We start from the raw sequence: 15041 nt of genomic DNA, 5'->3' as shown, positions 1-15041 counted from the left end.
GCCTTGAGCGACCACGTAGAGAAGCCTGAAACTCAGTAATGGTTGGACAGCGGAAACCAGATTAGTGGTTGACATCAGGAGCCGCTTTAGAGAAGCGGCCCATGGCCGCGAACGGGGTAGGGGGTATTATCCAGAAGCTCAGCCCATACTGCCGAGCACCGTCTTGACCACCAACACCAGCGTCAACACAAACAGCCCGGTAAAGATAATTCCCGCGGCGATATAGGCCTTGATACTGCCGCCCTTGAAATCCCGTTCGCGGTTCCTGCTGCTCTGCACGCCGATGGCGGCGGCCAGGGTGCTGAGCACCACCTGGCCGAAAGAGGGTTTCTCGTTTTTATTGTTCTCTTTGCTCACCGATTCAATCCTCCAGGTTCGGGCGCAGCCAGCGCTCCAGTTCCTGTTCGCTGACACCCTTGCGCTCGGCCAGGCTCTGTAGCTGGTCGCGGCCTATCTTGCCCACATTGAAATACTTGGCCTGCGGATGGGCGAAGTACCAGCCGCTGACTGACGCCGCCGGCAGCATCGCGAAGTGTTCGGTCAGGCGCACACCGGCATTCTGCTCCGCATCCAGCAGTTTGAACAGGGTCGATTTCTCCGAGTGATCCGGGCAGGCCGGGTAGCCGGGGGCGGGGCGGATGCCGCGGTAGGCCTCCCTGATCAACTCCTCGTTGCTGAGCTGCTCGTCCGGCGCGTAGCCCCAGTAGTCCCTGCGCACCTGCTTGTGCAGGTATTCGGCGAAAGACTCCGCCAGGCGGTCCGCCAGCGCCTTGACCATGATCGCGCTGTAGTCGTCGTGCCGGGCCTCGTACTCGGCTGCCAGTTCGTCGGCGCCCAGTCCGGTGGTTACCGCGAAACCGCCCACGTAATCGGCAACACCGGAGTCCACCGGGGCGACGAAGTCCGCGAGCGACCGGCACAGGCCGTCGCCGCCGCGCTTTTGCACCTGCTGGCGCATATGGTGCAGCCGCGCCAGCTCCTCGGTGCGACTCTCGTCGGTGTAGACGATGATGTCGTCGCCGTCGCTGTTGGCCGGCCAGAGGCCGAAGACGGCGCGGGCCTTGAGCAGCTTTTTATCGATAATCTGCTGCAGCATCAGCTGCGCACTCTTGTACAGGTCGGTGGCCGCCTCGCCGACCACTTCGTCGTTCAGGATGGCCGGATATTTGCCGGCCAGGTCCCAGGAGATGAAGAAGGGCGTCCAGTCGATGGTGTCGACGAGTTTTTCCAGCGGGAAGTCGTCGATTGCGGTCACGCCCATTGTGTTCGGCACCGCCGCCGTATAGCTCTGCCAGTCGAACTGCGGTGCCGCCGCCAGCGCCTCCTCGTAGCTGAGGCGGGTGTCGTTGCGCTTGCGGTTGGCGGTGCGTTGGCGCACCTTCTCGTACTCTTCCTGGATGTTTTTCACAAACGCCGGGCGCAGCTCATCGGAAATCAGGCTGCTGGCCACGCCCACCGCGCGGGAGGCATCGGCCACGTAGACCGTCTGGTTGCGCTTGAATTGCGGATCGATTTTCACTGCCGTGTGCGCCTTGGAGGTGGTGGCGCCGCCGATCAGCAGGGGTATGTCGAAACCCTGGCGCTCCATCTCCGCGGCCACGTGCACCATCTCGTCCAGGGACGGGGTGATCAGGCCGGACAGGCCGATGATGTCGCACTGCTTTTCCCTGGCCGTCTGCAGAATCGTCTCCGCCGGCACCATCACGCCCAGGTCGATCACCTCGTAGTTGTTGCAGGCCAGCACCACGCCGACGATATTCTTGCCGATATCGTGCACGTCGCCCTTGACCGTCGCCATCAGGATGCGGCCGTTGGGTTTGCTCGCCTCGGTTTTCTCCGCCTCGATATAGGGCTGCAGGTAGGCCACCGACTGCTTCATGACCCGCGCGGACTTCACCACCTGGGGCAGGAACATCTTGCCGGCGCCGAACAGGTCGCCGACCACGTTCATGCCGTCCATCAGCGGGCCCTCGATCACGTCCAGCGGGCGCGTCGCCGCGGCGCGGGCCTCCTCGGTATCCTGCTCGATATAGTTGTTGATGCCCTTGACCAGCGCGTGCTCGAGGCGCTTGTTCACCGGCAGCTGGCGCCAAGCCAGGTCCTCCTTGCGTTCAGCGGCGGCGCCGTCGCCGCGGTATTTCTCGGCGATATCCAGCAGTGCCTCGGTGGCATCCGGGCTGCGGTTCAGGATCACGTCCTCGACCTTCTCGCGCAGCTCCGCCGGCAGCTCGTCGTAGACCGAGAGCATGCCGGCGTTGACGATACCCATGTTCAGACCGGCCTCGATGGCGTGGAACAGGAATACCGAGTGGATGGCCTCGCGCACCGGGTTGTTGCCGCGGAAGGAGAAGGAGACGTTGGATACGCCGCCGGACACATTGGCGCCGGGCAGGTTTTTGCGGATCCACTGGGTGGCCTCGATAAAGTCCACCGCGTAGTTGTTGTGTTCCTCGATACCGGTGGCGACGGCGAAGATATTCGGGTCGAAGACGATATCATTCGGCGCGAAACCGACCTTGCTCACCAGTATGTCGTAGCTGCGCTGGCAGATTTCTATCTTGCGCTCGAAGGTGTCCGCCTGGCCGTCCTCGTCGAAGGCCATGACCACCACCGCGGCGCCGTAGCGCAGGCACAGGCGCGCCTTGTCGATAAACTCTTCTTCGCCTTCCTTCAGGCTGATGGAGTTGACGATCGGCTTGCCCTGGATGCACTGCAGCCCTGCCTCGATCACCTCCCACTTGGAGGAGTCCACCATAAACGGCACCCTGGCGATATCCGGCTCGGTGGCGGCGAGATTCAGGAAGCGGCGCATGGCGGCAACGGAATCCAGCATCGCCTCATCCATATTGAAGTCGATCACCTGGGCCCCGTCCTCCACCTGGGCGGCGGCCACTTGCAGGGCGGTGTCGTAATCCTCTTCCATGATCAGGCGCTTGAAGGCCGCCGAGCCGGTCACGTTGCAGCGCTCGCCGACGTTGACGAACAGGGAATTCTCGTCGACGACGAAGGGTTCCAGGCCGGACAGGCGCAGGGCCGGCTTGATCTCGGGCAGTTGGCGTGGGGGAATGTCCGCCACCGCCTCGGCGATAGCGCGGATATGTTCCGGCGTGGTGCCGCAACAGCCGCCGAGGATATTGATAAAGCCGCTGCGCGCGAACTCGGCCACGATGCCGGCGGTTTCCTCCGGCGTCTCGTCGTACTCGCCGAACTCGTTCGGCAGGCCGGCGTTGGGGTGCGCGGATACGTGGCAGGCAGCAACGCCGGACAGGGCCTCCACGTAGGGGCGCAACTCGGTGGCGCCGAGGGCGCAGTTGAGACCGACGGACAGCGGCCTGGCGTGGGCCACGGAGTAGTAGAAGGCCTCGGTGGTCTGGCCGGACAGGGTGCGGCCGGAGGCGTCGGTGATGGTGCCGGAAATCATGATCGGCAGTTCGAAACCCAGCTCCTCGAACAGCTGCTGCAGCGCGTAGATGGCCGCCTTGGCATTCAGGGTGTCGAAGATGGTCTCGATCAGGATCAGGTCGCTGCCGCCCTCGACCAGCGCGCGGCCGGCCTCCACATAGTTCTCCACCAGTTGTTCGAAGGTCACGTTGCGCGCGCCCGGGTCGTTCACGTCCGGGGAGATACTGGCGGTGCGCGACGTGGGGCCTATGACCCCGGCCACGAAGCGCGGCCTGTCCGGCGTGGACAGGGCGTCCGCCGCGCGCCGCGCCACCTCGGCGGAGACCCGGTTCAGTTCCGGCACCAGGTCCTCCATGTCGTAGTCGGACTGGGACAGGCGGGTGGCGTTGAAGGTGTTGGTCTCGATGATGTCGGCACCGGCCTCGAGGTACTCCCGGTGCAGCCGCTCGATCAGCTCCGGCCGGGTCAGGCTCAGCAGGTCGTTGTTGCCCTTCAGGTCCCGGTGGAAGTCGGCGAAGCGCGCACCGCGGTAGTCGCCTTCGTCCAGTTTCTCCCGCTGGATCATGGTACCCATGGCCCCGTCCAGAATCAGGATGCGCCGGCCGAGGGCCGCGTAGAGCTGTTCGAGGCGTTGACTGCGGGACTGCTGGGACATGGACACTTCCTTTTAGCGGGATCGAGAGGGCGGCCATATTAACACGGGAGTTGTTGCGTGCAGCGCAGCGGCCATATGGGCCTGGGCATCAGTTTTTGTGGCATAGGCCTGTAACCAAATGTTCTAGACGACCGGTCTAATCCGGATTAAGCTGTGCGCCATGAAATCGAATTACGACGATACGCGCCAGCACCTGCTCGACACCGGCCACCGGGTGATGTCCACCAAGGGCTTTTCCGGAGTTGGCCTGAGCGAACTGCTGAACACCGCCGGCGTGCCCAAGGGCTCCTTCTATCACTACTTCAAATCGAAGGAACAGTACGGTCAGGCCCTGCTGGAGGACTACCTCAGGAAGTACCTGAAGGATATGGATCTGTGTTTGTCCGCGGAGGGCTACACAGCCGCTGAGAAGCTGATGCGCTACTGGAAGGAGTGGCTGAAAATCTACCGGGAACCCCAGGGCGACGAAGAGAAGTGCCTGGTGGTGAAGCTGAGCGCCGAGGTGGCCGACCTGTCAGAGCCGATGCGCGTGACCCTGCGCGACGGCACCGACCGCGTCATAGCGCGCATCGCAGCCTGTATAGAAGCGGGCAGGGCGGACGACTCCCTGCCACAGGGCCTGGAACCCCGGGAGATAGCCATCACTCTCTACCAGTTGTGGCTGGGCGCCAGCCTGCTGGCCAAGCTGCACCGCAGCAGCGAGCCAGTGGAACAGGCGATGGAGACCACCCGCAAGCTGCTGGGCCAGAACTGATCCCGATTTGATACCCGCCATGAGGCGGGTATTTTTGCAGATGAGTCTAGACGACTGGTCTAATAATTTTGACGAGAGACCTGTTCCGCGAAGAGCAGCCGAATAACACAACCGGAGATAGTGCCATGAGCCAAGCCACCGACAGAAACCGCCGCATAGTACTGGCATCCCGCCCCGCGGGTGCCCCCACCGATGCCAACTTCCGCCTGGAGGAAGTCCCGCTATCGAAGCCGGAACAGGGCCAGCTGCTGCTGCGCAGCGTCTACCTCTCCCTGGACCCCTATATGCGCGGGCGCATGAGCGACGCGCCCTCCTATGCGGATCCGGTACAGATCGATGAAACCATGGTGGGTGGCACCGTGAGCCGGGTGGTGGAGTCCCGCCACCCTGACTACCAGGCCGGCGACTGGGTGCTTTCCTACAGCGGCTGGCAGGACTATGCGCTGTCGGATGGCACCGGGCTCACCAACCTGGGCAGCAATCCGTCGCATCCCTCCTACACTCTGGGAGTACTGGGCATGCCGGGCTTCACCGCCTATATGGGCCTGCTGGATATCGGCCAGCCGAAAGCCGGCGAAACCCTGGTGGTGGCCGCGGCGACTGGCCCAGTGGGCGCCACCGTCGGCCAGATCGGCAAGCTCAAGGGCTGCCGCGTGGTGGGTGTCGCCGGCGGCGCGGAAAAGTGCCGCTACGCGGTCGAGGAGCTGGGCTTCGATGCCTGTATCGATCACCGCGCCGACGACTTCGCCGAACAGCTGGCCGCGGCCTGCCCCGATGGCATAGACGTGTATTTCGAGAACGTGGGCGGCAAGGTGTGGAACGGCGTGCTGCCGCTGCTCAACAACTTCGCGCGCATCCCGGTGTGCGGCCTGGTCTCCCAGTACAACGCCGCTTCACTGCCGGAGGGGCCGGATCGCTCGGGGCTGCTGATGGGTCAGGCGCTGATCAAGCGGCTGAAAATCCAGGGCTTCATCGTCTTCGACTACCAGGATCGTTTCGGCGAATTCCATCGGGACATGTCGGAATGGGTCGCCAGCGGCAAGGTCAAGTATCGCGAGGAGATCATCGACGGCCTGGAGCAGGCGCCGCGGGCGTTTATGGGACTGCTGGAAGGTAAGAGCTTCGGCAAGCTGGTCGTGCGCGTCGGCCCGGACGACTGAATATCCACATAGCAGAGGAATACATCCGATGAAAATTCTGATGGTGCTGACCTCCCACGACCAGTTGGGGGATACCGACAGGAAAACCGGTTTCTGGCTGGAGGAATTCGCCGCGCCTTACTACGTCTTCAAAGACGCGGGGGCCGAGGTGACCCTGGCCTCGCCGAAGGGCGGCCAGCCCCCGCTGGACCCGAAGAGCGACGACCCCGACGCACAGACCGAAGCCACGGAGCGCTTTCGCGAGGATGAGGAGGCGAAGGAGGCGCTGGCGAACACCCTGCCGCTCGCCGATGTCGAGGAGGCGGACTACGACGCTGTCTTCTATCCGGGTGGCCACGGCCCCCTCTGGGACCTGGCGGAGGACAGGCACTCCATTGCACTGGTCGAATCCTTCTACAAGGCGGGCAAGCCGGTCGGGGCCGTCTGCCACGGCCCGGCGATATTCCGCCATACCAGGGTGCACGCCCGGTCCCTGGTGCACGGCAAGAACGTCACCGGCTTCACCAACTCGGAAGAGGAGGCGGTCGGGCTGACCGATGTGGTGCCCTTCCTGGTGGAGGACATGCTGAAGTCCAGGGGAGCCAAATTCTCCAGGGCGGACGACTGGCAACCCTATGTGGTGGTCGACGGCAAGCTGGTCACCGGCCAGAATCCCGCCTCTTCCGAGGAGGCCGCCGAGACCCTGCTCGGTTATGTGAAGGAGCCCTGAAGTCGGACAGGGGCGACCACCGCTCGCCCCTGCGAAATCCCCTGGTTTAACTTGGCCGCAACTGAGAGTAAAATACCCGACAAAGGAACTCGGTTATTGAGAAGTCTTATGTCTGAATTGAATGTCACCATCACCGAATCCGCCCAGGAGTACCTGCGCGAGCTGCTGGAGAAGCAGGACTGTGAGGGCATCGCCATCCGCATGTTCGTCTCCAATCCCGGTACCCCGAACGCGGAGACCTGCATCGCCTACTGCCGTCCCGGTGAGGAGCAGGAGGAGGACGTGATGGTGGAGATGAACGGCTTCAAGGCCTACTTCGAGGGCCGCAGCGTGCCCTACCTGGACGAGGCGCGGGTCGACTACTCGACGGACAAGATGGGCGGCCAGCTGACCATCCGCGCGCCCAACTCCCGGATGCCCAGGATCACCGACGACAGCCCCATCGAGGATCGCATCAACTACGTGCTCTACAACGAGGTCAACCCGGGCCTCGCCGCCCACGGCGGCCAGGTGAGCCTGGTGGAGGTCACCGAGGACATGTTCGCGGTGCTGAAGTTCGGCGGCGGCTGCCAGGGCTGTGGCATGGTGGATATGACCCTGAAAGAGGGCGTGGAGAAAACCCTGAAGGAAAAGATCCCGGAACTGGCCGGTGTCAAGGACATCACCGACCACACCGACAAGTCCCAGGCCTACTACTAATTTCACCCCGGGCACTCAGCCCGATCCGTAGGGGCGAACCTTGTGTTCGCCCGTTCTGCACTCCCTCCCGTTCTTCACATGCCGTAATCACGTACCACTTGCGCGACGCGCAACCGGTAGTTTTCGAACAGCTCCGTCCTGCCCCTTTCCTGGGCCTGCCTGTGGGGAGGGTAATCTCTCCAGGCCGCCACCGATGCCTCGTCCCGCCAGAATGACAATGACAGGAAACGGTCGGGATCGGTCAGGCTTTGAAAGCGCTCGATCGATATAAAACCGTCCATCTGCACCAGGGATTCTTTTAATTGACTGGTTATCTCAAAGTAGGTGTCTCGCCCGGTTTCCCTCGGCTGTACCTCAAAGATGACCGCGATCATGTCGAAGACCTCGGCGGCTGTTTGTAGGTGTTGGGGACCACTTTCAGGAAGGAGCGCCTCTCCTCCAGGATGAACTATCCAGTCCCCGTAGAGACAAGCCTTGCGGCATTGCAAAAATAAGGGCGAACACAAGGTTCGCCCCTACAAAAGAGCACCTTTAGAAATCGTCATTCCCGCGAAATGAATTTTTAGAGGTACCAAAAAATTACTGGTAAACCCGCACGTAATCCACATACATTCGCTGCGGGAAAACACTCGATCCGTCCGGACTGCCCGGCCAGTTGCCGCCGACGGCCACGTTCAGCAGGATAAAGAAGGGATGGTCGTAGACCCAGGGGCCGTACTGCTCCACCTGTGCGCGGGACGCATTGTAAAAATTGTTGCCGTCCACAAACCAACTGATGCCACTGCTGTTCCACTCCACCGCATACACATGGTAGTCCGCATCCACGTTCTGGCCGACGTTGTAGGTGCCGGCGATCGGCGTATTGCCGGAATATCCGGGGCCGTGCAGGGCGCCGTGGGTGAGGGTGGGCTCGTAGCCGACGTGTTCCATGATGTCGATCTCGCCGGAATTGGGCCAGCCGACGCTGCCGATATCGTTGCCCAGCAGCCAGAAGGCGGGCCAGATACCCTGAGTCTGCGGCAGCTTGATGCGCGCCTCGATGCGGCCGTACTGGAACTCCTTTTTGCCGGCGCTGATCATGCGTGTCGAGGTGTATTCGCAGGCGCCGTACCAGCAACTGTGGCCTCCCTCCCGGCGCACCTCTATCACCAGTACATTGCTGCCGGCCTGGGCATCGTACTGGATGGAGGTGTTCTGGCCATTGGTGTAGTACTGCAGCTCGTTGTTGCCCCAGCCACCGCCGCCGGTCTCGAAGGTCCAGTTGCTGCCGTTGATGCTGTCGAACTCGTCGCTCCACACCAGCCCGCCGCTTGCCGCAGGGCTGATGACAACCGAGGACACCTCGTCATTGAAGCCCTCGTTGTTCAGGCAGCTGTCGTCGCCGGCCACGGTGACGGAGGTGCCGGTGAAGTTGTCGTGCTCGTAGAGGGTCGCCTGGTAGCCGGAAGAGACCCGGATGGAGGAGGCATCGTCGTTGACGAAGCCCAGGGCCTGCAGCGCGCCCAGGTTATAGGAGCCCACATCCAGGCCGGCCGCCCAGCCGCCGTAGTTGCAGTGCTGGTAGACGGTGGCAACTGAAGCTGATCCGCCGGCGGGAACCACCTCTATCCAGTTCAGGTTCCAGTCGCCGTTGGTGGCGTAGACGCCGAGGCTGTAGGTGCCGGCGTCGATGTGCACTGTGTGGGAGATGGTCTGCCAGTTCTGCCAGCCGCCGGTATTGGGCACATTCAGGCTGCCGAGCACTATGGAGCCGCCGTTCAGGTCGTTGGACAGGGTTGCGCCGACGGTGCTGGCGACGCGGAAGCGCACGGTGTAGTTGCCGGGGGCGGGAATATTCAGGTCGTTGAAGGCCAGCCATTCGCCGGCCGCGATCCAGCCGACATTGTATCCGCCGCCGCTGTCCTGGGTCGCCTCGATATCCACATCGTCACTGCGATAGGCGCCGCCGCTATTGCCGGGGGTGGTATCGTAGAAGGCGTCGTAGTCCTCCGCCTGGAAAACGGCGGCCTTGGCCCTGGTAAAGGCGAGCATCGCCAGCAAGCCGATGCCGAGCAGGTACAGCCCGGATTTCTCAGTGAGTCTGGAAGTGGCCATGGTTGTTGTCCTTTATTGTTTTTCCACTGGGTCTCATTACCACTGTGCGGGCTGCTCCCCGCGGGCAGCAGTTAACCGCAAGGTGGATTGTCGGACTTTCCGTCGGCGGGCGGCGACCCAGTAAGCGCTGGATCTTAAAGTGGCACGGGAGGCGGGGGTGATTTGGCGCGGGTTTACTTTTACAGGGGCAGGGGGCGAACCCGGTGTTCGCCCTCCGCAATTGCAGGCAGGGGTAAGCGGACTATTCCTCTTCTTCGTCTTCGAAATCCTTGTACACCTCGATGCCCTCCAGCAGAACGCCGTCGAAGCCGGCGGCCAGAATCCGGTCCAGGTAATCGTCGTCGTCCCCGAACAGGATATTCCGCCAGCCCTGCTGCCAGAAGTTCACGAAATATTTGCTCCCGGTATCCTTCTCCAGCAGCCAGGAGGGCGGGTTGGAGACCCAGTGGTTCTGCCAGTAAAAGCGGTCGTCCTCCGCCTGGCCGATATTCATGCTGGCAACCAGCAGGCGCCTGGCGCCGTTGTTCTTTACCTTCAGCTGCGCAATCTGCTCCTCGGTGTACTCCGCGCCGTCGAAGAAGAAATCGATGATGACCAGGTCGTAATCCGTATCGTTGATCTCATCGACCAGGTCCTGCGGGGAGGAGAAGGCCCCCGTGTTGGTCAGGACCAGGAAATTCCTCGCGTCGGCCAAGCGCTGGATAATGTTGTTGTTTACATTGTTAATTTCGGGCGGATAGTCGGGAATATTGTCGAGCAGCCGACTCTCGGCGACGAAGGAGATGTAGCCGGCATCTCCGGCCAGTTCGTAGGCATCGTCAATATTTCGCTCGCTGAAGGCGAAGTCGGTGACCAGGATGGTTTTGTCGTCGTCCAGGGCGATATCGAGGAGGGAGCGCAGCCGCTCCTCGTCGGCCTCCGGGGTCGGCTGGTCAACCGCAGTGGAGGGGAAACCATAGAAAACGCCATCCTGGTTGACGCCGTCGATGGCGTTCAGGTAGGCGGTGTCGGGTGATCCGTTCTCCCGTTCGTTGACCGTGATCAGTTCCACACCGTTGTGGGGAACAACGATAAAGTCCGAGTCGATGCCCTTGGCATAGCGGCTGATGTCCTGCACCAGGTCCCGCATCTCCTGCACGTGGTCGACAATGCTCTGGGGATTGAACTCCGGAAATTCATCGAGATCGCAACCGGCAAACAGCAGGGGTAACAGAAATATTGCGTTGAGGCGTTTCAAAATCCATCTCCAAATACGACATCCGGTGCCGTGCAAACTAGCAGGGATATCAGGGGCGGGCAAGCATCCGGGGGCTCATCCCCGCGGCGCTTCAGCCAATTTGCAACTATGGCGGGTTCAATCAGGGCGAACACAAGGTTCGTTCCAGCCGCTCCAGGTATTCGCGGCGCCTTCGGCCCCTACAAATTTACCACTGAACTCTGCCTGCAGATACTTTGTTTCAAATCAAGTCACCACTGGCTCGTCATACCGGCGAAGGCCGGAATCCAGTTCGGGGGCACCTGGATTCCGGCCTGCGCCGGAATGACGAGAAAGCTGATCTGTAGGGGCGAACCTTGTGTTCGCCCGCATTTGGCCGGCAGGATTATTCCGCCCACATCCGCTTCTTGGTCCTGTTGGTCGCCTGCGCCGTCAGCGGATCATCCGGCCAGAAGTGCTTCTGGTATTTGATCCGCAATTCCTTTTTTACTTCCCGGTAGGTATTGGCCCAGAAACTGGCCAGGTCGCGGGTCACCTGTACCGGCCGCCGGGCGGGGGAGAGGAGGTGGATCATCAGCGGGTACTGGCCTTTCAGGATCGCCGGCGTCTGTGCCAGGCCGAACATCTCCTGCAGGCGCACGGCCAGCACCGGCGGTTCCTCACCGTAATCGATCTGGACACGCGAGCCGCTGGGCACGACGAAGTGGCTCGGGGCCAGTTCGTCCATGCGCTGCTGGACGGGCCAGTCCAGCCGGCCCTGCAGAATACCGTGCAGGTTCAGCTGCCTGAGCTGGTCCAGTTTGCTGAAGCCCTGCAGGTGCGGCAGCAGCCATTCCTCCAGCGAATCCATCAGCGCCGCATCGCTCCAATCCGGCAGCGCCAGATCTGCCAGCAGTTTGGGGAATTCACCCGCGTTGCGGCGCAGGAACTCCACCCGCGCGCGCAGGGCATCGGCCTCCCTGCTCCAGGGCAATATGGCCAGGCCCTTCTGGCGGATCGCATCCAGCAGGGCGCGGCTCAGCAGTTCCGGGGAGATGTCTTTTGCCGGCTGTTCGTCCAGTACCAGGCGCCCGAGGGTCGTGCGCCGGCTGGCCACCGCGCGGCCGGCTTTGTCGTCCCAGTGCACCGATTCGTTTTGCTCGATCAGGTCGGCGAAGTATTCGCGCAGGGCGTTTTCGGAAATGCGCGCGGCCAGCTGGATGCGCGCATCGCGGCCCTGGCCGTCCAGTTCGGCGACCACCAGGTAGTCCGCCAGCGCCAGTTCGTCGTCGTGGGAGAAGTGGGCACCGCGGCCGCCGGAGAGCAGGAAACGGCGCTCACGGTCGCGGCGGCTCCGGGCGATGCGGTCCGGGTAGGCGAGGCCCAGGAGCACTCCGACGCGGTCCGGTTCGTCGGTATCGGCCCCGGCATCGCCGCGGCTTTTCTCCAGCTGTCCCTGCCAGATCTTCGCCTGCTGGCGGATACGCTGTATTGCGCCCCGATCCGCGCTCGAATTTTTGCGCTTGCCCTGAAGGACTTGCATCCGCTTGTGAATGTCCCTGTCCCAGCGCGCCTCGCCGCGGAAAATATCCCGTTCCGACAGCAGCGCCGCCAGCAGGCAGGCCTCGCCGGCGAGGCCCCAGTCCTGGCTGCGGATCATCATATGGGCGAGGCGCGGGTGCGCGCCCAGCGCCAGCATGGCGGAGCCGTGCCCGGTGATGCGTCGATCACTATCCAGCGCGCCCAGCTGTTGCAGCAGTTCCCGGGCCTGGGCCACCGGGCCCGGCGGGGGCGGGTCCAGCCAGCGCAGCTCATCCACGTCGCGCACGCCCCACTGGGCCAGCTCCAGCATCAGTGGCGCCAGGTCGCTGAGCAGTATCTCCGGCGTATTCTTCGCCGCCAGCTGCTGCTGGCGGGACTCGCTCCACAGGCGCAGGCACTGCCCCTGGCTCAGGCGCCCGGCGCGGCCGCAGCGCTGCACGGCGGAGGCCTGGGAGATACTGGTGGTGACCAGCCGATTCATGCCGGTATTGGGATCGAAGCGGGACTCCCGCATCAGCCCGGAATCCACCACCATGCGGATGCCCTCGATGGTCAGGCTGGTCTCCGCCACGTTGGTGGCCAGCACGATTTTGCGCCGGCCGGGCGGGGAGGGTGCTATGGCGGCGTCCTGCTGCTGTTTGCCCAGGTCGCCGTAGAGGGGCGCTATGGCAATCTCCTGCCGCTGCGCGAGTTGCTCCCGCAGCAGCGCCTCCACCTGTCTGATCTCGCCCACGCCGGGCAGGAAGGCCAGCAGGCTGCCCTCCTCTTCATTCATCCACTCGACGATCTTGCGCGCCATCAGTGCCGGCAGCTGGCGGCTGTCCTCGGGCAGCTGCTGGTGCGGGAGGTAGTGCACATGCACCGGGTAGCTGCGCCCCTCGCTGGTCACCACCGGCGCGTCGCCGAGCAGGCCCGCCACCGCCTCCGTCTCCAGGGTGGCGGACATCACCAGCAGCTTCAGGTCCTCGCGCAGGTACTCCTGGGACTGCAGGCACAGGGCCAGGGACAGGTCCCCCTGCAGATTGCGCTCGTGGAATTCGTCGAAGATCACCAGCGCCGTCTTCGCCAGTTCCGGATCGGATTGCAGCAGCCGCGTAAGTATGCCCTCGGTGACCACCAATATGCGGGTCCTGCTGCTCATCTTGCGCTCGGCGCGGATCTGGTAGCCGACGGTCTGTCCCAGGGGTTCGCCGAGCAGCTCCGCCATGCGCGCGGCTGCGCTGCGCGCCGCCAGCCGCCGCGGTTCCAGCACGAGGATGTTCCTGTCCCCCAGCCAGTCGCAGTCCAGCAGCGCCAGCGGCACCATCGTGGTCTTGCCGGCGCCGGGCGGGGCCCGAAGGACGACATTGTTGTGCCGGCCCAGTGCGGCCAGCAGGTCGGGTAGGGCGGATTGAATGGGTAACTCTGACATGGGCGCGATTATAGCGATATCGGGATTGGCGGTGGGGTTGCAAATTTGTTGACAGTGTCAACGTATTTGCCTATTGTTGACACTGTCAACCAAGTCGGAGGTCCCCCGTGCCATCCCCATCCATCAGCGAATCCCTGCACCGGCTGATGCACGCCTACAAATCCCGCATGCGACAGGCGGTGCAGGACAAGCAGATCGGGCTGCCCATCACCCATATCCGCGCCTTGAAGGGTGTCTGCAATAACCCGCAATGCACGGCGCAGTCCATTGCCCTGCGTATGCAGCGGGACAAGGCGCAGATCACCCGGGTGCTGAACGAGCTGCTGCGCGACGGCCTGATCGAAAAGCAAGACAACCCGGCCGATCGCCGCAGCCAACTGCTGGTCCCGACGGCGAAGGGCAGGGAAATCATGGGGCAGCTGCGCAACATAGAGCGGCAAACGGCCACTGTGATGACAAAAAACCTGAGCCGGGAGGAGGTGGATGAATTTGTCCGCCTCGCCACCGCCATGGCCGAGAACCTGGGCGGTCCGGCATGCCCGAAAACCTGAGCCAGAGGAGAGTTGCACTGTGGCCAAGCCGAAGACGAGAGAGCTGGAGGTACTGAACTCCGCCTATGTGACCCCGCATATGCTGCGCATCACCCTGGGTGGTGAGGAGATGGAAGGGTTTCCGGAGGAGCAGGAGAGCGCCTACATAAAGCTGCTGTTTCCGCAGCCCGGTGAAGCGCGCCCGCTGATGCGCACCTACACCATCCGCCACCAGCGCGAGGGTGAGATCGATATCGACTTCGTGATTCACCACCACGCCGGCCCCGCCTCCTCCTGGGCCAGGAGTGCACAACCGGGCGACCGTATAGCGGTCGGCGGCCCGGGTGCTAGGAAGCGGATCAACCCGGAGGCGGACTGGTTCCTGCTCGCCGGCGATATGACCGCGCTGCCGGCGATCAGTGTGAACCTGGAAACCCTGCCGGAGACGGCGCGCGGTTACGCCGTGATCGCAGTGGTTGACAAGGCGGACATACAGCCGCTCTCGCATCCGCCGGGTGTCGACATCCACTGGATAGTCGATAAGCAAGGGGAGTTGGCCGAGTTTGCCATTCTCGAGCATATCGAAACCCTGGCCTGGCCGGAGGGGCAGCCCTCTGTTTGGGCGGCCTGTGAGTTCAGCGAGATGCAGCAGCTGCGCAAATACTTCCGCCAGCGCGAGGTGCCCACCAGCCACCGCTATGTTTCCAGCTACTGGAAAAGGGGGCTCAGTGAGGATCAGCATAAGGCAGTGAAGCGGGAGGATGCGGAAGGAGAGGCCGGCTGATAGCAAACGGCCGCGAACCCCTAAGGTAACCAATGGGTAATTCTCGGGTTGGTGGGCGTGGAAAACCTGACCGGGCGCGGTTGCGGAGGCTCAGCCCTTACACGCG

12 protein-coding genes are annotated in these 15041 nt (G+C 63.0%); 6 read left to right on the top strand and 6 right to left on the bottom strand.

Annotated elements, in window-relative coordinates; all coding sequences use genetic code 11:
• Window positions 1-138: 138 nt before the first annotated feature.
• Window positions 139-357 carry a DUF2970 domain-containing protein gene (locus AC6R19_RS18925; protein ID WP_500581416.1) on the bottom strand — a complete coding sequence of 73 codons (219 nt, stop codon included), beginning with the start codon at window positions 355-357 and terminating at the stop codon, window positions 139-141.
• A 4-nt stretch (window positions 358-361) separates the two neighbouring features.
• Window positions 362-4057 (bottom strand): methionine synthase, encoded by a 3696-nt coding sequence (metH, locus tag AC6R19_RS18920; RefSeq protein WP_500581415.1) that lies wholly within the window; start codon window positions 4055-4057, stop codon window positions 362-364.
• A gap of 160 nt (window positions 4058-4217) precedes the next feature.
• Between metH and curR the strand changes: the two genes are divergently transcribed.
• From curR to nfuA, 4 genes are all read left to right on the top strand, one after another.
• Window positions 4218-4811 carry a TetR family transcriptional repressor CurR gene (curR, locus tag AC6R19_RS18915; protein WP_500581414.1) on the top strand — a complete coding sequence of 198 codons (594 nt, stop codon included), beginning with the start codon at window positions 4218-4220 and terminating at the stop codon, window positions 4809-4811.
• A 125-nt stretch (window positions 4812-4936) separates the two neighbouring features.
• Window positions 4937-5971: an NADPH-dependent curcumin/dihydrocurcumin reductase gene (curA, locus tag AC6R19_RS18910; RefSeq protein WP_500581413.1), complete on the top strand. Its 1035-nt coding sequence runs from the start codon at window positions 4937-4939 to the stop codon at window positions 5969-5971.
• A 28-nt stretch (window positions 5972-5999) separates the two neighbouring features.
• Window positions 6000-6680, top strand: a complete 681-nt coding sequence (locus AC6R19_RS18905; protein WP_500581412.1) for a type 1 glutamine amidotransferase domain-containing protein — start codon at window positions 6000-6002, stop codon at window positions 6678-6680.
• Window positions 6681-6788: 108 nt separating this feature from the next.
• Complete coding sequence (gene nfuA / locus AC6R19_RS18900; RefSeq protein ID WP_500581411.1) at window positions 6789-7379, top strand: Fe-S biogenesis protein NfuA; 591 nt, start codon at window positions 6789-6791, stop codon at window positions 7377-7379.
• 74 nt (window positions 7380-7453) lie between these two features.
• Here the strand turns inward: nfuA and AC6R19_RS18895 are convergent, their stop codons facing one another.
• The 4 genes from AC6R19_RS18895 to hrpB form a co-directional block, all read right to left on the bottom strand.
• Entirely contained in the window at window positions 7454-7753 is a 300-nt protein-coding gene (locus tag AC6R19_RS18895) for an antibiotic biosynthesis monooxygenase family protein (RefSeq protein ID WP_500581410.1), read from the bottom strand.
• A 205-nt stretch (window positions 7754-7958) separates the two neighbouring features.
• On the bottom strand, window positions 7959-9473 hold the full coding sequence (locus tag AC6R19_RS18890; RefSeq protein ID WP_500581409.1) for a family 16 glycosylhydrolase: 1515 nt from the start codon (window positions 9471-9473) through the stop codon (window positions 7959-7961).
• Between the two features lie 241 nt (window positions 9474-9714).
• A complete protein-coding gene (locus AC6R19_RS18885) occupies window positions 9715-10710 on the bottom strand; it encodes a hypothetical protein (protein ID WP_500581408.1) in 996 nt (331 codons plus the stop codon).
• Window positions 10711-11074: 364 nt separating this feature from the next.
• Window positions 11075-13621: an ATP-dependent helicase HrpB gene (hrpB, locus tag AC6R19_RS18880; protein ID WP_500581407.1), complete on the bottom strand. Its 2547-nt coding sequence runs from the start codon at window positions 13619-13621 to the stop codon at window positions 11075-11077.
• Between the two features lie 107 nt (window positions 13622-13728).
• Here hrpB and AC6R19_RS18875 point away from each other — a divergent pair, with 107 nt between their 5' ends.
• Both AC6R19_RS18875 and AC6R19_RS18870 read left to right on the top strand, forming a co-directional pair.
• Complete coding sequence (locus tag AC6R19_RS18875) at window positions 13729-14172, top strand: MarR family winged helix-turn-helix transcriptional regulator (RefSeq protein ID WP_500581406.1); 444 nt, start codon at window positions 13729-13731, stop codon at window positions 14170-14172.
• A gap of 19 nt (window positions 14173-14191) precedes the next feature.
• The gene (locus AC6R19_RS18870; protein ID WP_500581405.1) at window positions 14192-14935 is read left to right on the top strand and encodes a siderophore-interacting protein; all 744 of its coding nucleotides are present in this window, start codon (window positions 14192-14194) and stop codon (window positions 14933-14935) included.
• Window positions 14936-15041 lie beyond the last annotated feature (106 nt).

Source organism: Microbulbifer sp. SE14 (assembly GCF_059834885.1).
The sequence above is the reverse complement of the archived record's forward strand: the minus strand, read 5'-3'. Positions and strand labels throughout refer to the sequence as shown.

Coding starts and splice junctions, on each gene's coding strand:
- AC6R19_RS18905 (WP_500581412.1), top strand. CDS start 6,000: ATGAAAATTCTGATGGTGCTGACCTCCCACGACCAGTTGGGGGATACC.
- curA (WP_500581413.1), top strand. CDS start 4,937: ATGAGCCAAGCCACCGACAGAAACCGCCGCATAGTACTGGCATCCCGC.
- AC6R19_RS18890 (WP_500581409.1), bottom strand. CDS start 9,473: ATGGCCACTTCCAGACTCACTGAGAAATCCGGGCTGTACCTGCTCGGC.
- AC6R19_RS18895 (WP_500581410.1), bottom strand. CDS start 7,753: ATGATCGCGGTCATCTTTGAGGTACAGCCGAGGGAAACCGGGCGAGAC.
- metH (WP_500581415.1), bottom strand. CDS start 4,057: ATGTCCCAGCAGTCCCGCAGTCAACGCCTCGAACAGCTCTACGCGGCC.
- hrpB (WP_500581407.1), bottom strand. CDS start 13,621: ATGTCAGAGTTACCCATTCAATCCGCCCTACCCGACCTGCTGGCCGCA.
- nfuA (WP_500581411.1), top strand. CDS start 6,789: ATGTCTGAATTGAATGTCACCATCACCGAATCCGCCCAGGAGTACCTG.
- curR (WP_500581414.1), top strand. CDS start 4,218: ATGAAATCGAATTACGACGATACGCGCCAGCACCTGCTCGACACCGGC.